22 protein-coding genes are annotated in these 25,572 nt (G+C 63.9%); 14 read left to right on the top strand and 8 right to left on the bottom strand.

All coding sequences use genetic code 11. The annotated features are described in order from the left end of the window. Positions 1-16: 16 nt before the first annotated feature. From AAIL66_RS06785 to AAIL66_RS06760, 6 genes are all read left to right on the top strand, one after another. Positions 17-1,381, top strand: coding sequence for an MmgE/PrpD family protein (locus AAIL66_RS06785; protein WP_343496308.1), 1,365 nt, complete (start codon positions 17-19; stop codon positions 1,379-1,381). Positions 1,382-1,566: 185 nt separating this feature from the next. Next, the gene (locus AAIL66_RS06780; protein WP_343496307.1) at positions 1,567-2,562 is read left to right on the top strand and encodes a tripartite tricarboxylate transporter substrate binding protein BugD; all 996 of its coding nucleotides are present in this window, start codon (positions 1,567-1,569) and stop codon (positions 2,560-2,562) included. Positions 2,563-2,641: 79 nt separating this feature from the next. After that, positions 2,642-3,514 carry a CoA ester lyase gene (locus AAIL66_RS06775; protein WP_224649512.1) on the top strand — a complete coding sequence of 291 codons (873 nt, stop codon included), beginning with the start codon at positions 2,642-2,644 and terminating at the stop codon, positions 3,512-3,514. 71 nt (positions 3,515-3,585) lie between these two features. Next, a complete protein-coding gene (locus AAIL66_RS06770) occupies positions 3,586-4,443 on the top strand; it encodes an SDR family NAD(P)-dependent oxidoreductase (protein ID WP_343496306.1) in 858 nt (285 codons plus the stop codon). An 82-nt stretch (positions 4,444-4,525) separates the two neighbouring features. After that, positions 4,526-4,948, top strand: a complete 423-nt coding sequence (locus tag AAIL66_RS06765) for a DUF4878 domain-containing protein (protein WP_343496305.1) — start codon at positions 4,526-4,528, stop codon at positions 4,946-4,948. After that, positions 4,945-5,535 (top strand): YiiX/YebB-like N1pC/P60 family cysteine hydrolase, encoded by a 591-nt coding sequence (locus AAIL66_RS06760; RefSeq protein ID WP_343496304.1) that lies wholly within the window; start codon positions 4,945-4,947, stop codon positions 5,533-5,535. Before AAIL66_RS06765 ends, AAIL66_RS06760 begins: the two co-directional genes overlap by 4 nt. 10 nt (positions 5,536-5,545) lie before the next feature. Here AAIL66_RS06760 and AAIL66_RS06755 read toward each other — a convergent pair whose 3' ends face one another. From AAIL66_RS06755 to AAIL66_RS06740, 4 genes are all read right to left on the bottom strand, one after another. Further along, a complete protein-coding gene (locus AAIL66_RS06755; RefSeq protein ID WP_343496303.1) occupies positions 5,546-6,316 on the bottom strand; it encodes an ABC transporter ATP-binding protein in 771 nt (256 codons plus the stop codon). After that, on the bottom strand, positions 6,313-7,074 hold the full coding sequence (locus AAIL66_RS06750; RefSeq protein WP_343496302.1) for an ABC transporter ATP-binding protein: 762 nt from the start codon (positions 7,072-7,074) through the stop codon (positions 6,313-6,315). The genes AAIL66_RS06755 and AAIL66_RS06750 overlap by 4 nt, the downstream gene beginning before the upstream one ends. Then, complete coding sequence (locus tag AAIL66_RS06745; protein ID WP_343496301.1) at positions 7,071-8,996, bottom strand: ABC transporter permease; 1,926 nt, start codon at positions 8,994-8,996, stop codon at positions 7,071-7,073. Before AAIL66_RS06745 ends, AAIL66_RS06750 begins: the two co-directional genes overlap by 4 nt. Positions 8,997-9,090: 94 nt before the next feature. Further along, a complete protein-coding gene (locus tag AAIL66_RS06740; RefSeq protein ID WP_034382852.1) occupies positions 9,091-10,293 on the bottom strand; it encodes an ABC transporter substrate-binding protein in 1,203 nt (400 codons plus the stop codon). 397 nt (positions 10,294-10,690) lie between these two features. On the opposite strand from AAIL66_RS06740, the gene AAIL66_RS06735 reads away from it, so the two are divergent. After that, positions 10,691-11,464 carry a ferredoxin--NADP reductase gene (locus AAIL66_RS06735; RefSeq protein WP_003059561.1) on the top strand — a complete coding sequence of 258 codons (774 nt, stop codon included), beginning with the start codon at positions 10,691-10,693 and terminating at the stop codon, positions 11,462-11,464. A gap of 105 nt (positions 11,465-11,569) precedes the next feature. On the opposite strand, the gene AAIL66_RS06730 is transcribed toward AAIL66_RS06735, so the two are convergent. Continuing rightward, entirely contained in the window at positions 11,570-12,550 is a 981-nt protein-coding gene (locus tag AAIL66_RS06730) for a YihY/virulence factor BrkB family protein (RefSeq protein WP_343496300.1), read from the bottom strand. A gap of 365 nt (positions 12,551-12,915) precedes the next feature. On the opposite strand from AAIL66_RS06730, the gene AAIL66_RS06725 reads away from it, so the two are divergent. After that, positions 12,916-14,454 carry an acetyl-CoA hydrolase/transferase family protein gene (locus AAIL66_RS06725; RefSeq protein ID WP_034406927.1) on the top strand — a complete coding sequence of 513 codons (1,539 nt, stop codon included), beginning with the start codon at positions 12,916-12,918 and terminating at the stop codon, positions 14,452-14,454. Between the two features lie 128 nt (positions 14,455-14,582). On the opposite strand, the gene garD is transcribed toward AAIL66_RS06725, so the two are convergent. The 3 genes from garD to AAIL66_RS06710 form a co-directional block, all read right to left on the bottom strand. Beyond that, entirely contained in the window at positions 14,583-16,148 is a 1,566-nt protein-coding gene (gene garD, locus AAIL66_RS06720) for a galactarate dehydratase (protein ID WP_343496299.1), read from the bottom strand. Between the two features lie 158 nt (positions 16,149-16,306). Then, entirely contained in the window at positions 16,307-17,308 is a 1,002-nt protein-coding gene (locus AAIL66_RS06715; protein WP_034406932.1) for a tripartite tricarboxylate transporter substrate binding protein, read from the bottom strand. Between the two features lie 118 nt (positions 17,309-17,426). Next, positions 17,427-18,722 (bottom strand): glucarate dehydratase family protein, encoded by a 1,296-nt coding sequence (locus tag AAIL66_RS06710; RefSeq protein WP_343496298.1) that lies wholly within the window; start codon positions 18,720-18,722, stop codon positions 17,427-17,429. Between the two features lie 143 nt (positions 18,723-18,865). On the opposite strand from AAIL66_RS06710, the gene AAIL66_RS06705 reads away from it, so the two are divergent. From AAIL66_RS06705 to AAIL66_RS06680, 6 genes are all read left to right on the top strand, one after another. Then, the gene (locus tag AAIL66_RS06705) at positions 18,866-19,621 is read left to right on the top strand and encodes a FadR/GntR family transcriptional regulator (protein ID WP_080745909.1); all 756 of its coding nucleotides are present in this window, start codon (positions 18,866-18,868) and stop codon (positions 19,619-19,621) included. Between the two features lie 303 nt (positions 19,622-19,924). Then, positions 19,925-20,902 carry a tripartite tricarboxylate transporter substrate binding protein gene (locus AAIL66_RS06700; protein WP_343496297.1) on the top strand — a complete coding sequence of 326 codons (978 nt, stop codon included), beginning with the start codon at positions 19,925-19,927 and terminating at the stop codon, positions 20,900-20,902. Positions 20,903-20,944: 42 nt separating this feature from the next. After that, positions 20,945-21,856, top strand: a complete 912-nt coding sequence (gene kdgD, locus AAIL66_RS06695; RefSeq protein WP_034351488.1) for a 5-dehydro-4-deoxyglucarate dehydratase — start codon at positions 20,945-20,947, stop codon at positions 21,854-21,856. Between the two features lie 56 nt (positions 21,857-21,912). After that, positions 21,913-22,872, top strand: a complete 960-nt coding sequence (locus AAIL66_RS06690; RefSeq protein WP_343496296.1) for a tripartite tricarboxylate transporter substrate binding protein — start codon at positions 21,913-21,915, stop codon at positions 22,870-22,872. A 107-nt stretch (positions 22,873-22,979) separates the two neighbouring features. Continuing rightward, entirely contained in the window at positions 22,980-23,945 is a 966-nt protein-coding gene (locus tag AAIL66_RS06685; protein ID WP_343496295.1) for a 2-hydroxyacid dehydrogenase, read from the top strand. 37 nt (positions 23,946-23,982) lie between these two features. Beyond that, positions 23,983-25,320 carry an enolase C-terminal domain-like protein gene (locus AAIL66_RS06680; RefSeq protein WP_034351494.1) on the top strand — a complete coding sequence of 446 codons (1,338 nt, stop codon included), beginning with the start codon at positions 23,983-23,985 and terminating at the stop codon, positions 25,318-25,320. Positions 25,321-25,572 lie beyond the last annotated feature (252 nt).

Below are 25,572 nucleotides of genomic sequence, written 5' to 3'. Positions count from 1 at the left end.
GCGCGGGAGTGATTCCATGAAGAACGAGACCCAAGTGAGCATTCATCCGCTGGCGCGGTTCGCGGCCACGCTGTGCTGGGAGGATGTCCCACTGCAGGTGCAGCGCCGCGCCGAGGATCTGTGGGTGGACTGGTTCGGCTCCGCTCTCGCCGGCCAGAACGCGCGCCCCGTGCAGAGCATCATGCGCTTTGCGCTGTCCCAGGGCCCGGCACAGGGCGCTTGCGAAATCTTGGGCAGTGCCTCCACCAGCTCGCCCATGATGGCGGCCCTGGCCAATGCCGCTGCTTCGCATGTGGCCGAGCAGGACGATGTGCACAACGGCTCGGTGTTTCATCCTGCAGCCGTGGTCTTCCCGCCCGCACTGGCTGTGGCGCAGAGCCTTGGTGCCAGCGGCGTCGAGCTCATGCAGGCCTGTGTTGCCGGCTATGAGGTCGGCATCCGGGTGGGCGAGTTTCTGGGTCGCAGCCACTACCGCATCTTCCACACCACGGCCACGGCCGGCACGCTGGCGGCGGCTGCCGCCGTGGGCCGTCTGCTCAAGCTGACGCCCGAGCAGATGCAGCATGCCTTCGGCTCGGCCGGCACGCAGTCGGCGGGGCTGTGGGAGTTCCTGCGCACAGGCGCCGACAGCAAGCAGCTGCACACGGCGCATGCTGCCTCAGCAGGACTGATGGCCGCCTTCCTGGCGCAGGACGGCTTCACGGGCGCGCAGGACATCTTCACGGGGCCGCAGGGACTGGCGGCAGGCATGTCCACGGATGCCGACCCGGCACGGCTCTGCGATAGGCTGGGCACACGCTGGGCCACGGCCGAGACCTCGTTCAAATGGCATGCCTCATGCCGCCACACCCACCCGGCCGCCGATGCGCTGCTGCAGGTCATGCAGGACCATGACCTGACCCCCGCCGACCTGGCCCAGGTCACCTGTCATGTGCATCAGGGCGCCATCGATGTGCTGGGCCCCGTGGTCAGGCCGAGCACCGTGCACCAGAGCAAGTTCTCCATGGGCACCGTGCTGGCGCTGGCGGCGCGTCATGGCCATGCGGGGCTGACGGAGTTCGACCGCGACTATCTGGCACAGGAAACCGTGGCGCTGCGCGACAAGGTGAGCATGGAGCTTGATGCCGAGGTCGACGCTGCCTATCCCCGACGCTGGATAGGCAAGGTCAGCGTGCAGACCACGGATGGCCGTTTGCTCAAGGGCCGTGTCGACGAGCCCAAGGGCGACCCCGGCAACACGCTGTCGCGCGAGGAAATCACGGCCAAGGCGCTGCGGCTGATCGCCTACGGCGGCCATGTGCCCGCCGAGCACGCCCAGGCAGCGGTGGCAAGGCTGTGGCAGGTCGCGCAATGGCCGCAGGTACGGCATCTGCTGGATTGACACGACTTACGCAAAATCGATTCAGGCCAGACGACTGCCTCAGGAGGTAGGCCGTTGCTGCATTCTTGTTTGCGTGAGTCTTATTGAGTTTCTTTTCGCCGGTGCAGCCAAGGCCGGCATCCCTCGGGCAAAAGGCGCCACCACAGAGTGCCTCCCGCTTCCACAAAGTGCAAAGGAGACAAAACATGCAATATCGATCCATCCGCCGCCGACTGATCTGCGCCTCGGCCGCAGCCTGCGCATTCGCTGCCAGCAGCGGCGTCATGGCTGCAGGCTGGCCGGACAAACCCGTGACCCTGGTCGTTCCCTACAGCGCCGGAGGGCCTACCGATGTGGTGGCGCGGCTGCTGGCCGTGCCGATGGGGCAGTACCTGGGACAGTCGGTGCTTGTCGAAAACACCGTGGGCGCAGGCGGCACGCTGGCGCCGGCGCGCATCGTGCGCTCCAAGCCCGACGGCTACACCATATTGATCCATCACATGGGCATGGCCACTGCGCCATCGCTGTACAAAAAGCTGCCCTATGACCCGCTAAAGGACTTCGAGTACATCGGCCAGGTGCTGGACGTCCCCATGACCCTGCTGTCGCGCAAGGACTTCCCGGCCAACAACTTTGCCGAGCTGCTGGACTATGTGAAAAAGCAGCAGGACAAGGTGTCGCTGGCCAATGCTGGCGTGGGCGCCGTGTCGCAGCTGTGCGGCATGCTGTTCATGCACCAGGCGGGTGTGAAGCTGACCGTCGTGCCCTACAAGGGGGCCGGTCCCGCCATGAACGATCTGATGGGCGGGCAGGTCGACCTGCTGTGCGACCAGACCACGCAGACCGTGCCCGTGATCCAGGACGGCAAGCGCGCGAAGGTCTTCGGCGTGACCACACCTCAGCGCCTGTCGTCGCTGCCCAATATCCCGACGCTGGACGAACAGGGCCTCAAAGGCTTTGACGTCAAGGTCTGGCACGGCATGTATGCGCCCAAGGGCACGCCCAAGGAGGTGGTCATGGCCATCAACAAGGCGCTGAACGTGGCCATCAAGGACGACAACGTCAGAAAGCGCATCGCCGAACTCAGCTCCGACCTTGTAACACCCGAAAAGGCCACACCAGAAGGACTGCGCAAGCACCTGGAGGCCGAAGTCGCGCGCTGGCGCACCGTCATCAAGGCCGCCGGCGTATCGGCCGAGTGAGACCGTGCACGGCATGAGGCCCGCGCCCCGGCGCGGGCCACCACCACCCGATTGACATCCTGCATTCCCAAGAGACGCCATGAGCACCTTGCTGCATAACGCCTGCACTTTTCTGTTCGTCCCCGCCAACCGGCCGCAGCGGCTTGCCAAGGCTCTTGCCAGCGGCGCCGATATGGTGATCGCCGACTGCGAGGATGCCGTGGCGCCTGGCGACAAGCCGGCCGCCAGATTGGCACTGGAGCAGGCCGTGCAGCAGCTTTCCATGTCCGAGCGAGAACGGCTGCTGGTACGTATCAATGCCTGGGGAACGCCATGGTTCGATGAAGATCTGCAGGCGCTGGCGCGGCTGGTGGCCGTCGGCGTGGCCGGGGCCGTGGTGCCCAAGGCGGAAAGCGCGGCGGTGCTGCAGCAGATTGCCGGTGCAGCAGGCCCGCGCTGTGCGTTGCTGCCCCTGGTGGAAAGCGTGGCCGGCCTGGATGCCTGCGATGCGCTTGCCGGCACTGCGCAGGTGGTGCGGCTGGCTTTCGGGCATCTGGACTTTCAGGTCGATGCCGGCATGCAGTGCGAGCCGGACGAAGCCGAGCTGCTGCCGGTGCGTCTGGCGCTGATCCTGGCATCGCGCCGGCGGGGCCTGGCCCGTGTCGTGGATGGCGTCACCATCGACACCAAGGATGTGGCACGCCTGGAGATCGACACCCGGCGCGCGCTGCGCATGGGCTTTGGCGCCAAGCTGTGCATACACCCGGACCAGGTCGGCACGGTCAACCGCGTGTTTGCTCCTTGCGATCCGGCCGTGGTTCAGGCCAGTGCGGTGGTGCAGGCCATGCAGGCCTCTGGCGGCGGCGTCTGCACCGTCAACGGCAAGATGGTGGATGCGCCCGTGCTCCAACTGGCGCAGCAGACACTGGCCCGACATGTCTGGGCACAGCAGCGCATGCAGCGCAACACCTAGTCTTATCGGACGTTGCCGGGTTCCCTCGTCTGGTTCAGATTCATGCTGCTTCAAGACACAAAGGAAAGAGCATGAGCCAGGCTTTGGTATGTGTGGTGACGGGGGCCAGCCGTGGCGTGGGCCGGGGTGTGGCGCTGGCGCTGGGTGCATCGGGGGCCACCGTCTATGTCACCGGGCGCAGCGTGAAGGAGGGCGACTCGCCGCTGCCGGGCACGGTAGGCAGAACAGCTGCCGATGTGACGGCAGCCGGCGGCCGCGGCATTGCCGTGGCCTGTGACCATGGCGATGATGTCCAGGTGGCGGCGCTGTTCGAGCGTGTGCGTCGCGAGCATGGCCGGCTCGATATTCTGGTCAATTGTGCGATTGCGATTCCCGATCCGTTGACCGTACCCGGCCCCTTCTGGCAGAAGCCGCTGGAGATGACCGGGCTGCTCGATGTGGGTCTGCGTTCCACCTACGTGGCCAGTCATTGCGCGGCCGGCCTGCTGATCGCGGCGCGCGGCCTGGTGGTCAATATCTCGTCGGCAGGCAGCCGCTGCTATATGCATGGGCCGGCTTATGGCGCGGGCAAGGCCGGCACGGACAAGATGAGCTTCGACATGGCCCACGATTTCAAGCCTGCCGGCGTGAGCGTGGTCTCGCTCTGGCCCGGACTGGTCAGGACCGAACGTTCCGAACGCGTCTGCGCGGCCGAACCCGACAAATACGGCGACAGCTTCGACAGCGCCGAAACGCCGCAATTCATAGGTCGGGTGGTACTGGCCTTGCATGGCGATGCCGACTGCCTGGAAAAGCGCTCCGGCGGCGTGTTCTATACGGCCGAGCTGGCCAGCGAGTACGGCGTGCAGGATATCGATGGCGCGCAGCCGCCGTCGCCGCGCGCCTACTTCGGCGCGCCACCGGAGTTCAGTCCGGTGGTGGTCGAATAGGTCGGTGCACTGACTGCACGCAAGAGCAGGGCCGTTGTGGCGACTACACTGCGGCCTTCTTTGCTTTTGCTGTACCCGGTCCGTGTCTGCTTCTGTCTCCCTTTCCCGCCGCTGCTGTCTGCTTCTTCCCTTCTCTCTGGCTCTGGGTCTGTCGGCCTGTGCCACGACCACCCCTGAACAAAGTCAGGATGAACTGGTCCAGCACTTTTACCAACTGATTGCCGAAGGCGATTTCGACGCTTGCATACGTTTGATTTCGGCACGCCATATTTCCAAGGAAGAGCTGGCAGGTTTCGAGAGCAAGCTGCGCCGGATACTGACCAGCGGTCAGAAGCTGATCAACTCCCGCGGCGGTTTGCTCAAGGTCGAGGTGCTGGAGCGAGTTGTGTCCCAGGAAGAGCAGGTCACCAAGCTCAGGGTTCAGGTTCACTATCGCGATGGCAGCACCCGCCGCGAGCGCATCAATCTGTTCCAGGAACAGGGCGTCTGGAAAGTGCAGCTGTGATTTTTCGGCGGCTGGCAACGGCCGCTGTGATGGCGGTCTCGGCCTGCTGTGCCGGCCATGCTCTCGCAACGCCGCAACTGCCGCCGCAGGCGGCGCCCGGCGATCTGATCTTCCGCCGAGGTACGGAGAACGTCAGTCACCTGGTACAAGCGGTGGACCGCGGTGACTTCAGCCATGTGGGCATGCTGGTGGGCCGGCCCGGTCACTGGCAGGTGTTGCATGCCACACCGTCCGAGCGCCCGGGTCAGGCGGATGCCGTGGTGCTGGATTCGCTGGACTTTTTTCTGGATGCTCGGCGCGCCCGGGCCTATCGCCTGTATCAGGTCGCTTCCGACCCCGGCACGCGTGAGCGAGCCGTGGCCTGGGCCATGGCGCAGCAGGGCCAGCCGTTTCAGCTGCTGGGCTCGGGCCAGGGCATCTATTGCACCACCCTGGTCTGGCAGGCTTGGCTGCAAAGTGGAGCGGATCTCGAGGTGGTATTTACCGAGGTGGAACTGCCGATTCTGGGCGGCCGTTATCTGCTGCCGAGCAGCCTGTTGCGCTCCAGCCGGCTGCGCGCGCTGACGCCCTTGCTGCCGACGCGCTGAACCTCGGCTTTCAAACGCCCAGATATTGCTGGCGTGCCGCCTTGTCGCCTGCCAGTTCGGCCATGCTGGCTGCGTGCACGATCTGGCCCTTTTCCAGTACATAGGCCCGGTCGGCCACGACCTCGGCAAACGGCAGGTTCTGCTCGCTAAGCAAGATTCCTATGCCCTGCGCCTTCAGCTCCAGAATCGTGCGCGCCATCTGCTCGACGATCAGCGGAGCAACCCCCTCGGAGGGCTCGTCCAGCAGCACCAGACAGGGCTGGCCCATCAGCGTGCGGGCCACGCTCAGCATCTGCTGCTCGCCACCGCTCATGCGCCCGCCCAGGCGGTCAGGCATCTCGCCCAGGTTGGGAAAAAGCGCAAACAGTTTTTCGGGCGTCCAGTGCGGAACGGCCTGGCCATCGGGCCAGCGGCGAGGCTTTTGCTTGCCGACCTCGAGGTTTTCCAGCACCGTCAGTTCGGTGAAGATGCGGCGATCCTCGGGCACATAGCCCAGGCCGCGCTGCGCGATCTGGTGCGAGGCTTTTTTCTCTATCGCCTCTCCCATGAAGCGGATACTGCCCTCGCGGCGCGGCACCAGAGCAGCAATGCTTTTGAGCGTGGTGGACTTGCCCGCGCCATTGCGCCCCATCAGCGCCACGACCTCGCCGCGCCCCACGGACAGAGATACCTGATGCAGGATATGGGCCGCGCCATACCAGGCGTTGAGGTTCTGGACTTCAAGCAATTTTGGGCTCTTGCTTTTATCCATCAAGCGCTGGTTGCTATGCATTTGATTCATTGCTGTTTTTCAAGAACGAGGCCGGTACCGAGGTAGGCTTGCTGCACGCGCTCGTCGTCGCGAATGACTTGTGGCGTACCTTCGGCCAGCAACTGGCCGCGCACCAGCACGGCCACGCGATCGGCCTGACCGAAAACCACGTCCATGCTGTGCTCGGTAAACAGCACGCCCATGCGGCGCTGCTGCGCAATCTGGCGCGTCAGCTGCATCAACGCGACACGCTCGCCCGGGGCCATGCCGGCCGTGGGTTCGTCCATGAGCAGCAGCAGCGGATCATGGGCCAGCGCCATGGCCAGCTCGACTCGTTTCACATCGCCATAGGCCAGAGCGCTGCAGGGGCGATCGGCCTGAGCCGCCATGCCCACCTGCTCCAGCAGGGCCAGGGCGTCGGTACGCCGGTGGCTGGCGGCACGCGGCCACCAGCTGAAGATCCTGCGATCGGCCGACAGCAAAGCCATCTGCACGTTTTCCACCACGCTGAGCGAGGCAAAAGTCTGTGCAATCTGGAAGGTGCGTCCCACGCCCTTGCGCCAGATGGCGCGCGGCGGCAGGCCGGTGATGCTCTGGCCGTTGAGCAGCACCTGGCCGCTGTCGGGCGGCAACTGGCCGCCGACCATATTGAAGGTGGTGCTCTTGCCGGCACCGTTGGGGCCGATCAGGGCCAGCAGCTCGCCGGCCTGCAGGCTGAATGAGACCTGCTGCACGGCCTTCACGCCGCCAAAGGCCTTGCTGACGTTCTGTACCTGCAGCAGCTTCATGTCCTTGCTCCTGCTTTGTCCTTGGCGCATACCTCGCCACATGTGCGCGACCACAGCAGCTGCGCATAGCCTGCAATGCCCTGCGGTGCCAGCAGCACCAGAATCAGCATGGTCGCCCCCATCAGCGCGCGCCAGTATTCGGTGTTGCGTGCCACGGTGTCGTGCAGCCAGGTAAAGGCGGCCGCGCCCACCACGGGGCCGGCCAGTGTCTGCACGCCGCCCAGCAGCACCATGACCAGTGCATCCACCGATTTGGTGACCGACATGGCGTCGGGCGCAACGCCGCCCTTGCTGAAGGCAAACAGCGCTCCGGCCAGACCGGCAAACAGCCCGGCGATCACGAATGCCGTCCACTGAATGCGTCGCACGTCGATGCCGATCGCATCGGCCCGCAGCGCCGAGTCGCGCGATGCGCGCAGCGCATAGCCCAGCGGCGAAAACAGCAGGCGGCGCAGCAGATAGATGCCAAGCGCGCAGATGCCCAGAGCCAGCCAGTAGAACGCCGGGCCCTGCGATGCCCATTCGGGGGGCCAGACGCCGGTCAGGCCGTTGCTGCCGCCCGTGAAGTCATCCCACTGAAAGACGATGGCCCAGCTGATCTGCGCAAACGCCAGCGTCAGCATGGTCAGATAGACGCCCGACAGCCGCACGCAGAACCAGCCATAGAGCAGGGCGCCCGCAGCGGCGGCCAGGGGGCCGAGCAGCAGCGCCGCTTCCATGGGCAGATCCAGCGTACGCACCAGTAGTGCCGCACCGTAGGCACCGAGGCCAAAGTAGGCCGCATGACCGAAGGAGTGCATGCCGCCGGGCCCGAGTATGAAGTGCAGACTGCTCGCGAACAGTGCGGCGACAAAGATGTCGGCCAGCAGCACGGTGGCGTAGCTGCCGCCTTCGACGTCGCTGGCCATCAGCGGCAGCAGCACCAGCAGGGTCAGCAGGCCCAGCCATGCGGCTGCTGCTCCACGGCCAGCAGGATGTAGCGGTTGTTCGGGCTCGCCAGCGCTGCGTGCCAGCGCCTGTGGCTTGCCCAGCAGGCCCCAGGGCCGCCAGATCAGCACCACGGCCATGACCAGGAACTCCACCACCAGCGTGAGCTTGGAGAACGACAGCTCAAGACCCGCGATCTCCTGCATGCCCAGCCAGATGCAGACGGCTTTGAGCTCTGCCACCAGCAACGCGGCAATGAAGGCGCCAGGTATGCTGCCCATGCCGCCGACCACGACCACCACAAACGCGGCGCCAATGGTGAGCATGTCCATCTCGAGGCTCGCAGGCTCGCGCGGCAGCTGCAGCGCTCCGCCCAGGCCTGCCAGCAGCGTACCCAGTGCGAAGACGGCGGTGAACAGCCAGGCCTGGTTGACGCCAAGGGCGCCCACCATTTCGCGGTCCTGCGTGGCGGCACGCACCAGGGTGCCAAAGCGGGTCCTGGTCAACAGAAGCGTCAGGCCCAAAAGTACGCAGGGACCGACCGCTATCAAGAAAAGATCGTAAGTGGGGAACTGGCGGCCCAGAATCTCCACCGAGCCTTCAAGCCCTGCGGCACGCGGGCCGAACAGTTCCTCGGGGCCCCACAGCCACAGCGCAGCATCCTTGATGACCAGTACCAGCGCAAACGTGGCCAGCAGCTGAAACAGCTCTGGCGCCTTGTAGATGCGACGCAGAAGCAGTGTCTCGGTCAGCGCCCCCAGTGCGCCGCAGGCCAGCGGAGCCAGCAGCAGCGCTGGCCAGAAGCCGATATGGGGCGAGAGCCGGTCCACGCTGCTGTAGGCGATGAAGGCGCCCAGCATATAGAACGAGCCATGGGCGAAGTTGATGGTGCGGGTGACACCGAAGATCAGCGACAGCCCGACCGAAACCAGAAACAGCGACGATGCGCTGGCCAGTCCGTTGAGCAACTGGGCCAGCAGGCCGGATGCACTCATGCTGCGTAGCTCCTGAAGCTCGACATAGTGTGTTCAGAGATGAAAAAGCCACCTGCTGTAGTGCAGGTGGCCTGGTATTTTCGCCGATGCGAAATCAGTTCGCTGTCGCGGGGCGCAGCTTCTTCACTTCCTCGTCCGTGGGCTGGTAGTTCTTGCCGTCGGCATAGTGGTAGTTGACCAGCACGCCGCGCCCCAGCTTCTCGTCATAGGCGGTTTTGCCGATATAGGCGCCCATGGTGGACTGGTTGTCCTGTGCCCGGTAGGTGATGGGGCCGAAAGGCGTGGCGACTTCCAGGCCCTTGAAGGCCGCAATCAGTTTCTCGGTGTCGGGATCGCCCTTGGTCTTGCGCAGGCCCGCAGCAATCGACTGGATGGCGTTGTAGCCCACGATGGTGCCCAGGCGCGGGTAGTCCTTGAACCTGGCCTGATAGGCCTTGAGGAAGGCTGCGTGCTCGGGGGTGTTGATGGAATACCAGGGGTAGCCGGTCACGGTCCAGCCGATAGGCGCTTCCTTCTTGAGCGGATCCAGGTATTCGGGTTCTGCCGTCAGCAGGCCCACGACTTCACGACCCTTGAACAGGCCGCGTGTATTGCCTTCGCGCACGAACTTGCCCAGGTCGGTGGCGAACAGCACGTTGAAGATGGCATCGGGCTTGGCGTCAGCAAGCGCCTGCACGACGGAGCCGGCGTCGATCTTGCCCAGCGCAGGTGCCTGCTCGGCCACAAACTCGATATCGGGCTGCTTGGCCTTCATCAGCGTCTTGAAGGTGGCAACCGCGGACTGGCCGTATTCGTAGTTGGGGTAGACGATGGCCCAGCGCTTCTTCTTGAGCTTGAGCGCTTCCTCCACCAGCATGGCGGTCTGCATATAGGTGGAGCCGCGCAGACGGTAGGTGTAGTGATTGCCGTCAGCCCAGACGATCTTGTCGGTCAGCGGCTCGGAGGCGAGGAAGAAGCGCTTTTTCTGCTTGGCGTAATCGGTCAGTGCCAGGCCCACATGCGAGAGAAAACTGCCCGTGAGCACATCGATCTTTTCGCGCGTGTAGAGCTCTTCGGCGGCACGCACGGCATCGCCCGGCGTGGCGTTGTCGTCGCGCACGATGAGCTGCAGCTTCTTGCCGGCAATGCCGCCTGCGGCATTGACCTGTTCAACCGCCAGCTCCATTCCCTTCTTGTAGGGCTCCAGAAACGCGGGTTGGGCCTTGTAGCTGTTGATTTCGCCAATCTTGATCACGCCCTGTGCCCAGGCGGGCAGGGCGGCCAGTGTCAGCAGGGGCAGGGACCAGCGCAACTGCATTGTCATTCTCCTCGATGCTAGGTGGGCGACCATGGCCTGAGACACAGGGTCGCCGCAATTACTAATGCTCAATCTGAGCATTTATATAGACAAATAAAGCGCTTGTTCAAAGCGCGTGGGGAATGATCCTAGAGCAGCGTTTTCCCTGAGTCAAGAACGGCGGGCAGTTTTTCGTCGATACCGCGGTATCGGACAGCTTCATTCTGCTTATCACTATTCGATCTCAAGACATTGATGGGTGATTCACCCGTTTCTGTGCAATTGCCGGACAATATAGGTCTTGTCCCGCTTGGCAACCGGCAGCCAACGCGCTAGCAGCCCTGACCTGCAGTGCCCCGCCACCGCCCAGCATTTGCCGCGCAGGTTTTCTGCTTAGAGTTTTTATTTCAGACGAATCATGAGTGCTTTTCTTGAAGAACGCGTGCTGTCCGTCCACCACTGGACCGACCGTCTTTTCTCCTTCACCACCACCCGCGACACATCGCTGCGCTTTTCCAACGGCCACTTCACCATGATCGGCCTGAAGGTGGATGGCAAGAATCTGCTGCGCGCCTACTCCATCGCCAGTCCCAATTACGAAGAGCATCTGGAGTTCCTGTCCATCAAGGTACCCGAAGGCCCTCTGACCTCCAAGCTGCAGAACATCCAGGTGGGTGACACCATCATCGTGGGCAAGAAGCCCACAGGCACGCTGCTGATCGACTATCTGCTGCCCGGCAAGAATCTGTACCTGATCGGCACGGGCACCGGCCTGGCTCCCTGGCTGGCTGTGGCGCGCGACCCCGAGACCTATGAGCGTTTCGACAACGTGGTCGTGGTGCATGGCGTGCGTCAGGTGCAGGAGCTGGCCTATCAGGAGCTGTTCGAGAAGGAATTGCCCGAGCATGAATTCCTCGGCGATATCGTCAAGGGCAAGCTGCACTACTACCCCACGGTGACACGCGAGCCCTTCCGCAACCAAGGGCGTATCTCCGCCCAGATCAACAACGGCACCTTCCCGCAAAACCTGGGTCTGCCCGATCTGAATCCCGAGACCGATCGCGTCATGCTGTGCGGCAGCCCCGCCATGCTGTCCGAACTCAAGGAGCTGCTGGAAAAGCGCGGCTTCAAGGAAGGCAACACCACCACGCCCGGCGACTTCGTCATTGAGCGTGCATTTGTGGAAAAGTGATTCCACCTCGCCCCGAGCAAAAGGCCTGCATCAGCAGGCCTTTTTACATTGTCGACATGGCGCAGATGGTTGCGAGCCCAGGTATGGCAGTCGATCTCGGTGGCTTCATATGTTCTCCCCTGCATTTTCGGGAAGACGCTGCACATCCATGGGTGTGGCGCTGGACGACTTGCGCGAGACAAACGGGATGCCCAGCTGGACCTTGGATTTGCTGCAGGCCTTGGCCGTGGCGGCCGAGAACAGCAGGATGGCCGAGGTGAAATAAAACCACATCAGCACGACCACCAGCGAGCCGGCTGCGCCATAGGCCGATACCACGGCGGCGGTGGACAGATACCAGGCCAGGGCCTGTTTGCCGATGGTGAACAGGGCTGCTCCCGTCAGCGAGCCCAGCAGCAGGTATCTGGTGACGGGTTTGATGCCGGTACCTATGCGCATCAGACCCCAGAACAGCAACACCGCAATGCCGAAGGACAGGCCCTCGTTGATCAGTCCCATCAGCGGGCCAAGCGGCACAAGCTGCAGCTCGTCATTGGCCCATTTGGTGATCATCTGGATGGCGGTCGAAAGCACCATGGACACCAGCAGTAAAAAGCCCAGGCCCACGACATAGCTCAATCCCCACAGACGTGAGATGGCCATGCTCCACCAGGGCTTGTTTTCCTGCGGGCGAGACTCTTCGCCCATGGACCAGAGCTTGTCCAGCGAAGCCTGCAGTTCCACAAATACACCGGTGGCGCCCGAGAGCATCATCACCAGACCGAGTACGGACGCGAGCGAGCCCTGATTGGCATTCTGGGCGCTGGCCAGAGCGCTCTTGACGACCTGTGCCGCGCGCTCCCCGACCACGCTCTGTATCTGGCTGATCAAGGTGCTTTCCACATAGCTGCGATCCAGCCACCAGCCGAGCAGCCCCACGACGGCCAGCAACAGCGGCGCCAGGCTCAGCATGCCGTAGAAAGACATGGCGGCACTCATGCGCAGACCGTCAGCCTGCAGCCAGAGCTGTACGGAGTCGATCAGCGGTTGCAGGGGGTGGGCGAGGCGTCGCAGCTTGTGCTGCCAGCCGGAGGTATCAAAAGCCATGTATCGAATTCTGGTTGCTGAACCATGGTGGTTTTGTCAGCCTATGTCTGCTGGCAGTGAGTACAGGCAAATATTTTGTAATTTCCGCCAGCATTCTGGCAACTCTGCCATGGTGATTGATTTCAGCAGTTTCAAGTTTTCATCCTTTATCCGTTGAGCGATGAATGCTCACCTTTTTGAGTTATGAATTCAATTTCGACAGCTTCTTTCAAGAAAGCGCATCGGGGTTTTCTCTAGTCAACTACGCTTGGCGACTCTCTGTGTGTCGTAGTTCAATCCGGGTTTGCACCAGTCAAAGTGCAACCATTGAACTACAAAAAAATGCCATCCCTCTTCAAGAAGGCTGGCAAGACGAGACACATTACATGCAGACTTCCTTTTCCACCGCTTCTCCTGCAGATCGCGTGCTTTGCCCTGTCTTGCGCGAGCGCATCATGACGGCGGACCAGGCCGCCGGCCTGATTCAATCTGGCATGACACTGGGCATGAGCGGTTTCACACCCGCAGGTGCACCCAAGGCTGTGCCCCAGGCACTGGCACGCCGCATTGAAGAGCGCAACGCCAACGGCGGAAACTTCCGCATCAGTCTGTGGACGGGAGCCTCGACCTCGCCCGAACTCGATGGCGCACTGGCCAAGGTGCATGGCATCGAGCGCCGTCTGCCCTATCAGTCGGACCCCACGGTGCGCAAGGAGATCAACGAGGGCCGCATGCAGTATGTGGACATCCATCTGTCCCATGTGGCGCAGCATGTGTGGTTCGGCTTCCTCGGTCATCTTGACGTGGCGGTGATCGAAGTGGCGGGCATCCTGCCCGACGGTCGCCTGATTCCGTCGACCTCGGTGGGCAACAACAAGACCTGGCTGGAGCAGGCCGACAAGATCATTCTCGAAGTCAACAGCGCACAGCCCGCCGAGCTCGAGGGCATGCACGATATCTACTACGGCGCGGCCGTGCCGCCAAAGCGCAAGCCCATACCCATGGAGCATCCGTTCGACCGCATCGGCGAGCCCTATCTGCATTGCGACCCGAGCAAGGTGATTGCCGTGGTGCCCACTGCCCAGCGCGACAGGTTGGCGGCGTTCACGGCACCCGATGAAGGCTCCATGCGCATTGCCGATAACATCATCGACTTTTTGCAGCACGAGGTGAAGGCGGGTCGCCTGCCGCCCGAGTTGCTGCCGCTGCAGTCGGGTGTTGGCAATATCGCCAACGCCGTGCTGGCGGGGCTGAACAAGGGCCCGTTCGATCACCTGAACGCCTATACCGAGGTTCTGCAGGACGGCATGCTGGACATGCTGGAGTCGGGCAAGCTAGATACCGCATCGACCACCTCGCTGGCGCTGAGCCCGGCGGCCATGGAGCGCTTTCTGGCCAACATCGACTACTACCGCCAGCGCATCATGCTGCGCCCGCAGGAGATATCGAACCACCCGGAGCTGATCCGCCGCATGGGTTTGATTTCGATGAACGCGCTGATCGAGGCCGATATGTACGGCAACGTCAACAGCACGCATGTCATGGGCTCGTCCATCATGAACGGCATTGGCGGCAGCGGCGACTTTGCACGCAACGCTTATCTGTCCATCTTCATGACGCCATCCACGGCCAAGGATGGCAAGATCAGCTGCATCGTGCCCATGGTCTCCCATGTCGATCACACCGAGCACGACGTACAGGTCATCGTGACCGAGCAGGGCCTGGCCGATCTGCGCGGCCTGGCTCCGGTGCAGCGCGCGCGTCTGATCATCGAGAGATGCGTGCACCCCGATTACAAGGTGGCGATGAGCGAGTATCTGGAGCGCGCGCTGCGCGACGCACCGGGCAAGCACACGCCACATTTGCTCGACCAGGCTTATGCCTGGCATCAGCGCTATCTGAAGACGGGCTCCATGCAGGCCTGAGGGCGCATGCGCAAACCGGAAACGCTGCCATGGCAGCGTTTCCGGCGATTCTGTCTGGAGCTCAGGTAGCAGCTTCGCAAAGCGCTCTGGATTTGCAAGCGTTTCAGAGGTGAGGGCGCCGTACGGATTCAGGTCACCGGGGCCGGGTTGAACAGCACCAGCGCGTTATGCAACTGCCAATGTTCGGCCCAGGTCTTTTTGCGACCGCTGGCGACATCGAGCATCAGCCTGAACATTTCCCAGCCTATGTCTTCGATCGTGGCCTCGCCGTCGGCAATGCGTCCGGCGTTGATATCCATCAGATCGTGCCAGCGTCGCGCCAGGTCGCTGCGCGTGGCCACCTTGATCACCGGCACCTGTGCCAGACCGTAAGGCGTGCCGCGGCCCGTGGTGAAGACATGCAGGTTCATTCCGGCCGCCAGCTGCAGCGTGCCGCAGATGAAATCGCTGGCCGGCGTGGCCGCATAGACCAGGCCCTGGCTGATGTCGCGATCGGCCAGCCGCTGGCCCGGCGACAGCACGCCGGTGATGGGGGCCGTGCCGCTCTTGATGATGGAGCCCATGGCCTTCTCGACGATGTTCGACAATCCGCCTTTTTTATTGCCCGGCGTGGTGTTGGCGCTGCGGTCCACGCGGCCCTTTTCGAGATAGGCGTCGTACCAGGCCATTTCCTCGATTATGGCTTCGGCCACCTCGGAGCTTGCGGCGCGCGAGGTGAGCTGGTCGATGCCGTCGCGCACCTCGGTCACCTCGCTGAACATCACGGTGGCGCCCGCGCGCACCAGCAGGTCGGTGCAAAAGCCCACGGCGGGGTTGGCCGTGACGCCGCTGAAGGCATCGCTGCCCCCGCATTGCACGCCCACCACCAGGGCGCTGGCGGGCACGGTCTCGCGGCGGCGGGCGTCGAGGCGGCGCAGATGCTGCTCGGCCTGGCGCATGATGGAGTCGATCATGGACATAAAGCCCACATGGGCCTCGTCCTGCAGGCAGACCACATCGAGTGCTGGTTCGCGTTCGTCGACGATGGGAAAGCTGCCCGGCGGCAGCAGGCGCTCGGGCTGCAGCTTTTCGCAGCCCAGGCTGACCACCATGACCTCGCCGCCGAAGTTCGGGTTGCGGCTGATATTGCGCAGCGTGCGCTGCGGGATCTCGGCTCCCACGGCATCGATGGCCACGCCGCAGCCATAGCTGTGCTCCAGGCCCACCACGTCGTCGACATGGGGGTATCGAGGCAGCAGCTCGGACTTGATGCGGCGCACGGCAAAGTCGAGCACCCCGGCCACGCACTGCACCGTGGTGGTGATGGCCAGGATGTTGCGCGTGCCCACCGTGCCGTCCGCATTGCGGTAGCCCTCGAAGCTATAGCCAGCCAGCGGCTCCAGCACGGGCGGCTGGACGGTGGCGATGGGCAGGCCCTCAAGCGAGCGTGCCTCGGGCATCTGCAGCAAGCGCTCGTGCACCCAGCTGCCGGCGGCAATAGGCTTGAGCGCATAGCCGATGATCACGTTGTAGCGGCGCACCTCGCCGCCCTCGGGAATGTCCACCAGCGCCACCTTGTGCGCTTGCGGCACCTTGTCGAGCAGCGTGAGGCCGGACGGCAGCACGGTGCCCGCAGGCAGGCCGCCGTCATTGGCCACGATGGCCACGTTGTCGGCTGCGTGCATGGTGATGGAAAGCGGTAGTGGGGTACTCATGGCAATGTCTCAATTTTCTAGAGGGCCAGCACGGCTACGGCGCAGCCCAAGGCGAGGGACACCGAGCAAGGGCCGCCCCGCAGCGATGGTGTCGTCCCCCTCCCTTGCGAAGCAAGTTAGAGAGGGGGAAGCCGCGAAGCGGCTCAGGGGGGCCTTACTTATTCAGCCTTTATTCCAGCAGACTTGATCACCTTGGCCCACTTGCTCACCTCGGCCTTCTGATAATCGGCCAGCTCGACGGTGCTCATGTTCGACGGCAGCATGCCGAAGTTCTTGAGGCGGGCCTGGACTTCGGGGGTGGCCACGATCTTCAGGATCTCGGTATGAAGGCGGTCCACGATGGGCTTGGGCGTGCCCGCAGGGGCGAAAACGGCCTGCCAGGAGCCCATGTCGAAACCCTTCTCGCCGGCCTCGGCGATCGTCGGTACATCGGGCAGCGATTCCAGGCGCTTGGAGCTGCTCACGGCGATGGGGCGCAGCTTGCCGGACTGGATGTGCGGGCCGACGACCAGGGCAGTGTCGAACATCATGTCCACCTGTCCGCCCATGACATCCTGCACGGCGGGGCCGCTGCCCTTGTAGGGCACATGGGTGAACTTCACGCCGGTCTGGTAGGCCAGCAGTTCCAGCGCCATGTGGTTGGAGGTGCCGTTGCCCGGAGAGGCAGAGGTCAGGCCGCCCGATGAGGCCTTGGCCTTGCTGCCAGCCAGCACGTCGGCCAGAGTCTTGTAGGGGCTGGAGGCAGGCACCACCAGAACCAGAGGGCCGGAGCCGAGCATGGCGACGGGCGTGAAGGACTTGACGGGGTCATAGTCCAGCTTGGAGTACAGGCTGACATTGATGGCGTGCGAGCTGATGGTGCCGCCCAGAATGGTGTAGCCGTCGGCCGGGGCGCGTGCCGCCAGCGCCGAACCCACGCTGCCGCCGGCGCCGCCCTTGTTCTCGATGACCACGGGCGTGCCCAGGGCCTTGCTCAGCGGCTGCGCAATCACGCGCGCCAGGGTGTCGGTATTGCCGCCGGGGGGGAACGGCACCAGATAGGTGATGGGCTTGCCCGTGGGCCAGTTGCCCTGTGCCAGGGCCGGTGCGGCGACAAGGGATGTGCCCAGCAGCAGGGCGCTGGCGGCGAGGGTGGATTGAAGCAGGGTGCGGCGTTGCATGATGGTTGTCTCCGGTTGAAAAGCGTCTTTTCGCGCTGTGGAAAGGGGTGCGATCGAACCAGCTCGGCTTGGGCTGGATACTTGCTTTGTGCGGTCTGTTTTGTGCAGGAGTCGGAATTCAGAAGCGCGGTTGCTTGCCGGTGAATTCCGGGTCGTATTTGCGCATCTGGCCCAGGTCGTCGCGGTTGCGGATGCCGCAGTGCAGATAGTTGTCGTGCAGGCGGGCCAGGGCTTCGCGATCCAGGGTCACGCCCAGGCCGGGCGTGGTGGGCACGCGCAGGCTGCCCTGCTCGAACTGCAGGCGACCGCCTTCGACGACTTCCTCGTCCTGCCATGGATAGTGGGTGTCGCAGGCATAGGTCAGCAGGGGCACGCTGGCGCACAGATGCGTCATGGCCACCAGGCTCACGCCCAGGTGGGAGTTGCTGTGCATGGACAGGCCCAGATCGAAGGTGCGGCACAGCGTGGACAGGCGCTGTGTGGCGCGCAGGCCGCCCCAGTAATGGTGGTCGCTGAGTACGATCTTCACGGGGCAGCCCATGTCGGCGTTGCGGCGGAACTCGGCAAAGTCCGTCACCACCATATTCGTGGCCAGTGGCACATCGCACTCGCGTGCCACGGCGGCCATGCCGTCCAGGCCCGGGGCCGGGTCCTCGTAGTACTCAAGCACGCCGCGCAACTGCTGCACGATCTTCAGGCTGGTTTCCACGGTCCAGTTGCCGTTGGGGTCGATGCGCAGCGGTGTGCCGGGGAAAGCCTCGGCCAGCGCCAGTATGCCGGCGGCCTCCTGCTCGGGCGGCAGCGTGCCGGCCTTGAGCTTGATGCTCTGGAAGCCGTACTGATCGATCATGCGCCGGGCCTGGGCCACCAACTGGGCCGGCGCCAGGGCCTCGCCCCAGGCGTCGGGTGCATAGGGCTGGCCCACATGCTCGGCGTATTTGTAGAACAGATAGGCCGAGTAGGGCACGCGGTCGCGTGCGGGTCCGCCCAGCAGGTCGACGATGGGGGCCTGGGCCATCTGACCCTGCAGGTCCAGCATGGCGACCTCGAAGGCGCTGACCACCTTGGCCACGGTCTTGGAGACATGGGTGCCAGGGGCCAGCGAGACCTGCTGACCTAGAAATTCCGAGGCCGTGAGCTTGGGCGGAGTGACCAGGGCAACGACACGGGCCTCCATTTCATTGAGGGCCCAGGGCGAGAGCCCGACCAGGGCCGGTGCGGCCTTGGCCAAAGCATCCAGCATGGGTTGGTCGCCATAGCTCTCGTTGATGCCGACCAGGCCGGAAGCAGTTTCGATCTCGATGATGGAGCGCAGCGCCCAGGGCTCGTGAATGCCGGCGGCGTTGAGCAGCGGCGGATCACGGAAGGCAATCGGCGTGATGCGGATGTGGCGGATCTGGTGAGAAGTGCTCATCTTGAGATGACTGATGCGGCGCAGGAGCTGCGGACCGAAGTTGAAATAGGGAGGCTTTGTGGTATGTTGTCGTACAACTGAAAGCCATTATCATCAGGCTCATGAGTACTCAGACATCGGAATTACCCCAATCAACCCCGTCTTTGCCGCTGACGGAGGGGTACGCGCTGCGCAGCAAAACCAGCAAGGGCAGCCGCAGTCTGGCGAATCTGTTGTCCGAGGAGTTCGAGCACAAGATCCGCCAGGGCCTGCTGCATGAGGGGGACAAGCTGCCCACCGAGTCCGAACTCGTGCGCAGCTATGACGTCAGCCGCACCGTGGTGCGCGAGGCGCTGTCCAAATTGCAGGCTGCAGGGCTGGTCGAGACCCGCCATGGCATAGGCACGTTTGTGCTGCCCGCGCGCCAGAGCGCAAGCCCCATGCTCAGCGCGCGCGAGCTCAGCGAGTCCGTCGATGTGCTGGCTGTGCTGGAGCTGCGCATCAGTCTGGAGACCGAGGCTGCCGGTCTGGCAGCCCAGCGCCGCAGCGAAGCCCATCTGCAGGTCATGAGCGAGGCATTACAGGCGTTCGAGCATCACTTCGCCCTGGGGCACGACACCGTCGAGCATGATCTGGCCTTTCATCTGAGCATCGCGCAGGCCACAGGCAACCGGTATTTTCAGGACATCCTGCAGCACTTCGGAACGCTGCTGATTCCGCGCAATCGCATTGCCTCCATGCATACGCCGGCACGCGATCCCGACTATCTGCGCCGGGTGAACCGCGAGCACGAGGAGATCTATGCCGCCATCGTGCGCCAGGACGCCGATTCGGCCCGTGCCGCCATGCGCATCCATCTGACCAACTCGCGGGAGCGTTTGCGTCTGGCCCAGCGTCTGAGTCTGAGCGCAGAGTCCTGATTCCGAAACCCTGGCCTGGGCGGGCGCCAGATGGAAGAGACACTCCGCTGCAAAGCGCGGCGGACCGCCCGCGGCATGCGGCGACCGCAGTGTGCCGCTGCGCCGAGCACTTGGAAATGCTTCCAAATTTATAGCTTCAAGCGATCTTGAGGATTGAGTTTGACGCATATTTCTTGGATGAAAATGACGAAGACCAAAGCCTGGTAGACGTCAGCGATCCGTGCTTACCCTTAGAAAAAATCGCTTGGTGTTCAAAAAAACCTAGTTGTATGATGACTGACCACAACAAGGAGACATTTCACCATGGTCCGACGCACGCACTTTCTGCGCTCTCTGCTGGCCCTGGCGGCCGGCGGTTTGCTGTCGTCCACATTGCTGGCTGCCGATGCCTGGCCCAGCAAGCCCATCCGTCTGGTCGTTCCCTATCCGCCCGGCGGCAGCTCCGACATCATTGCGCGCTCCATCGGGCAACTGATCTCCCAGGAGCTCAAGCAGACCGTGGTGATCGACAACAAGCCCGGCGCCAATGGCAATCTGGGCGCTGAGTTCGTCGCCCGTGCACCGGCCGACGGCTATACCTGGCTGCTCTGCGATCTCGGTGCACTGGCCATCTCTCCCTCCATCTATACCAAGCTCAGCTTCGATCCTTCCAAGGCGCTGCGCGGTGCAGCCATGCTGGCCTATTCGCCCCATATGCTGGTGGTGCATCCCTCCGTCCAGGCCGGCAATCTCAAGGAGCTGGTGGAGCTGTCCAAGAAGCAGGACCTGAACTTTGCCGTCACCGCATCGGGCAGTGCCCCCCATCTCGCTGGCGTGGAGCTGGCCCGCATCACTGGCGCCAAATGGGTGTACGTGCCCTACAAGGGCGGCGTGCAGTCGGTGCAGGACACGGTAGCCGGCCAGACCCAGGTGCTGATGAACGGCATGCTGGCTACCTATCCGCATGTGCAAAGCGGCAAGCTCAAGCTGCTGGGCATTTCCAAGAACACCCGCATGCCGCTGATTGCCGATGTGCCGACGCTGGCGGAGCAGGGCGCACAGGGTTTTGCCTCGGGCACCTGGCAGGGTGTGGTGCTGCCCGCCAAGACGCCTGAAGCCGTGGTGCAGCGTGTGAACCAGGTGTTGCTCGCTGCCATCCGCTCCACCGAGGTCCGCTCCCGACTGACCGGCCAGGGTGCCGAGGTCGTCACGATGACGCCCGCCGAAACCGACAAATTCTTCAACGCCGAGCGCGCGCGCTGGCGCGCCGTGGTGCAAGCCGCCCAACTGCAGCTGGACTGAGCTGCCAGATCTTTTTTTGCTCTCCTCTTTTCAAGGATTACCATGACACCCCAAGACCTCAAAGACGTGATGAGTTCCGGCCTGCTGTCCTTCCCCGTGACGGACTTCGATGCCCAGGGCAACTTCAATGCCAAGGGTTATGCCGCACGCCTTGAATGGCTGGCTCCCTATGGCGCCAGTGCCCTGTTCGCCGCTGGTGGCACCGGCGAATACTTCTCGCTGTATGGCGAGGAATACGGCCAGATCATCAAGACCGCCGTGGATACCTGCCGTGGCAAGGTGCCCATCATCGCCGGCGCCGGCGGCCCCACCCGCAATGCCATCGCCCATGCCCAGGAGGCTGAACGACTGGGTGCCCACGGCATTCTGCTGATGCCTCATTACCTGACCGAAGCCGGCCAGGAAGGCCTGATCGCCCATGTGGAGCAGGTCTGCAAGAGCGTGAAGTTCGGCGTCATCGTCTACAACCGCGACCGCTCTCGCTTCACGCCTGAATCCCTGGCCATCCTGGCCGAGCGCTGCCCCAACCTGGTGGGCTTCAAGGACGGTCTGGGCAATATCGAGACCATGTCCTCCATCTTCATGAAGATGGGTGATCGCTTCGCCTATCTGGGCGGACTGCCCACGGCCGAGGTCTACGCGGCCGCCTACAAGGCTCTGGGTACCCCCGTCTACTCCTCTGCCGTCTTCAACTTCATCCCCAGGACGGCGATGGCGTTCTACGAAGCCGTGCGCACGGATGACCAGGCCACGCAGCACAAGCTGCTCAAGGAATTCTTCATGCCCTACCTGAAGATCCGCAACCGTGTCGAAGGCTACGGCGTGAGCATCATCAAGGCCGGCGCCAAGCTGGTCGGCCACGATGCCGGTCCCGTGCGCGCTCCCCTGACCGACCTCAAGCCTGCCGAGATGGAAGAACTCAAGGTCCTGATCGACAAGCTCGGCCCCCAGTAAGACCCGATGCAGGGGTCAGGCCAAGAACCGGGCCCCGCGTCTTCAGGAGACAAAGCATGAAAAAGATACTGATCACGCTGGGTGCCACCCTGGCCCTGGCCGCCCAGGCGGCTGGCAACTTTCCCGACCGGCCCGTGAACATCATCGTGCCGTTCCCGGCTGGCGGCTCCACCGACACCGTGGCGCGTGCGGTGGCCCTGAGCATGGCCGAGCAACTGGGCAAGCCCTTTGTCGTGGAAAACCGTCCTGGAGCCACGGGCACCATCGGTGCGGGAGCCGTCAAGCGCGCTGCGGCCGATGGCTACACCTTGCTGGTGGCATCGCTGGGCCCCTTTGTGGTGACCCCGCATATGGTGAAGAACGTGCCCTATGACGCCAGCAAGGATTTCGACTACATCACCATCCCCGTGCAGGCGCCCAATGTGCTCGTTGCCAGCCCGACGCAAAAGGCCCGCAGCGTGAGCGAGGTGATTGCCGCGCTCAAGGCCAATCCCGGCAAGGTCAGTTTTGCAAGCTCCGGCAATGGCTCTTCGGATCATTTGTCGGCCGAGCTGTTCTGGCAGCAAACGGGCACCGAAGCCGTGCATGTACCCTACAAGGGCGGAGCACCGGCCATCACCGATCTGCTGGGTGGACAGGTGGATTTTTCCTTCCAGAACGTCAACGCCGTGCTGCCCCATCTGCGTAGCGGCAAGCTGCGCGCCATTGCCGTGACCGGTAGCCAGCGTTCGCCTGTGCTGCCCGACGTTCCCACACTGGCCGAGTCCGGCGTCAAGGGAGCCGAGGTCTATTCGTGGCAAGGCATGGCCGCTCCCAGGGGCTTGCCGGCAGATGTCAAGTCCAGACTGGCCAAGGCCGCCATTGTCGCCGTGCAGCAACCCGATATCCGCAAGCGCTTTGTGGAGCAGGGGCTGGAAATCGTGGGCAACACGCCCGAAGAATTCACACGCTTTCAGGCCCAGGAGAACGAGCGCTGGAAAACCCTGATCCAAACGCGAAAGATCACCGCAGATTGAGCTAGAAACAACGGGATGGCCCCCAGGCCGTTTCCCGCAGGCCTGCCACCACGCAGGCCCTTTTCACAGGGGCTTTCAGTCCCCGCAAGTTCCAAGGATTCCAAGGCATGGCGACCATCCGACCACGCGTTCTTCAATACGGCAAGATGCCGCTGACCCAGCTTGATGCCGAACTGGCTCAGGCCTACGAGGTGAGCATCCTCTCCGAGGAGCCCGATCCCGAGCGCTTTCTTGCCGAGCATGGCGGCCAGTTCGAATATGCGGTCACCTCGGCCGCCATGGGCCTGCCCGCCCGTGTGGTCGACGCCCTGCCCAAGCTCAAGTTCGTGAGCAGCTTCGGCGTGGGATTCGATGCCCTGGACAAGGACGCCCTGCTGCGCCGCGGCGCGCGTGTGGGCTATACGCCGGGCGTGCTCGACGACTGTGTGGCCGACCTGGCCTTTGCCCTGCTGCTGGACGCCACGCGCGGCCTCAGCGAGTCCGACCGTTTCGTGCGCCGCGGCGACTGGAGCAAGAGCCGCTTCGGCATCCGTACCCGCGCCAGCGGCAAGCGCCTGGGCATCTTCGGCATGGGCCGCATCGGCAGCACCGTGGCGCGCCGCGCCTCGGGCTTCGACATGGAAGTGGCCTACTACAACCGCCGCCCCGTCGAAGGCTCGCCCCACCAGTACCTGCCCTCGCTGCTGGAGCTGGCACGCTGGGCCGACATCCTGGTCATCACCGCCGCCGGCGGCGAAGGCACGCGCCACCTGGTGAATGCCGAAGTACTGGCCGCCCTGGGCCCACAGGGCTTCCTGGTCAACGTGGCGCGCGGCAGCGTGGTCGACGAAGCCGCCCTGGCCGATGCCCTGGAGAACAAGCGCATCGCCGGTGCGGGCCTGGACGTGTTCGAGGACGAGCCCCGCCCCCTGCCTGCCCTGCTGGCCCTGGACAACGTGGTGCTGGCCCCGCACATCGCCAGCGGCACCCATGAAACCCGCCGCGCCATGGCCGACCTGGTTCTGCTGAATCTGCAGCAATTCATCGCCACGGGCCGCCCTGCGGCCGAGGTGCCCTGGTCCGCCGCGCAGTGATTTCCTTTTCCCTCCGAGTCTGTTGAAGAGTCTTCCCATGTCCACTACCCCGACCATCACCGCCATCGAAGTCATTCCCGTCGCCGGCCGCGACGGCATGCTCATGAACCTCAGCGGCGCGCATGCGCCCTACTTCACGCGCAACGTCGTGCTGGTGCACGACAGCGCGGGCCGTACGGGGGTGGGCGAGGTGCCGGGAGGGGAAGGCATTCGCCAGGCTCTGGAGGACAGCAGGCAGGTGCTGATCGGCCGCTCTGTCGGCCAGCACCTGCAGCTGCTGCAAGAGCTGCAGAAATCCCTGGAAGGCCGCGACACAGGCGGCCGCGGCCTGCAGACCTTTGACCTGCGCATCGGCGTGCACGCGGTCACGGCCATCGAATCCGCTCTGCTGGATCTGCTGGGCCAGCACCTGGGTGTGCCCGTGGCCGCCCTGCTGGGCGAAGGCCAGCAGCGCGATCGCGTGGAAATGCTGGGCTACCTGTTCTTTGTGGGTCCCAGCGACAAGACCGGCCTGGACTACGTCAAGCCCGGCGAAGACAAGCTGGGCACGGACGACTGGACCCAGGTGCGCCACATGACGGCCATGACGCCCGAGGCCATCGTGCGCCAGGCCGAAGCGGCCTACGCACGCTACGGCTTCAACGACTTCAAGCTCAAGGGCGGCGTGCTGGCTGGCGAGCAGGAAGTCGAAGCCGTGACGGCCCTGGCCAAACGCTTTCCCGACGCCCGCGTCACCCTGGACCCCAACGGCGGCTGGCTGCTCAAGGACGCCATCCGCCTGATGCGCGACATGCGCGGCGTGCTGGCCTATGCTGAAGACCCCTGTGGCGCCGAAGGCGGTTTCTCGGGCCGTGAAGTCATGGCTGAATTCCGCCGTGCCACCGGCCTGCCCACGGCCACCAACATGGTCGCCACCGACTGGCGCCAGATGGTGCACGCCCTGTCGCTGCAGTCCGTGGACATCCCTCTGGCCGACCCCCATTTCTGGACCATGGCCGGCTCGGTGCGCGTGGGCCAGACTTGCCGTGACTGGGGCCTGACCTGGGGTTCGCACTCCAACAACCACTTCGACATCTCGCTGGCCATGTTCACCCACGTGGCCGCCGCCGTGCCCGGCAAGGTCACGGCCATCGACACGCACTGGATCTGGCAGGACGGCCAGTACCTCACGCAGCAACCCTTGCAGATCAAAGGCGGTTTTGTGGAAGTGCCCAAGACCCCCGGCCTGGGCGTGACCGTGGACCGCGAAGCCCTCAAGCGCGCCAACGCCCTGTACCTGGAACACGGCCTGGGCGCGCGCGACGACGCCATCGCCATGCAACACCTGATCCCCGGCTGGAAGTTCGACAACAAAAGGCCTTGCATGGTGCGCTGAGCACCCCCTGAGCGGCTGGCGCCGCTTCCCCCTCTCTCGCTGCGCGGGAGGGGGACGACACCTTCGCTGCGGGACGGCCCTTGCTCGGTGTCCATCGCTTTGGGCCGCGCCTGCTTCAAATGCAGCGCCCAACTAGCTCACCTCTTTTATCGAATCTCTCTTTTGGAGCATTTCATGTCCCGTTACGACAACCTCATCAACGGCCAGTGGACGGCTGCTGACAGCTACTCCCCCAACACCAACCCCAGCGAT

The sequence above is a fragment of the Comamonas sp. F1-6 genome (assembly GCF_039581415.1).
Taxonomy (GTDB): Bacteria; Pseudomonadota; Gammaproteobacteria; order Burkholderiales; family Burkholderiaceae_C; genus Comamonas; species Comamonas thiooxydans.
The sequence above is the reverse complement of the archived record's forward strand: the minus strand, read 5'-3'. Positions and strand labels throughout refer to the sequence as shown.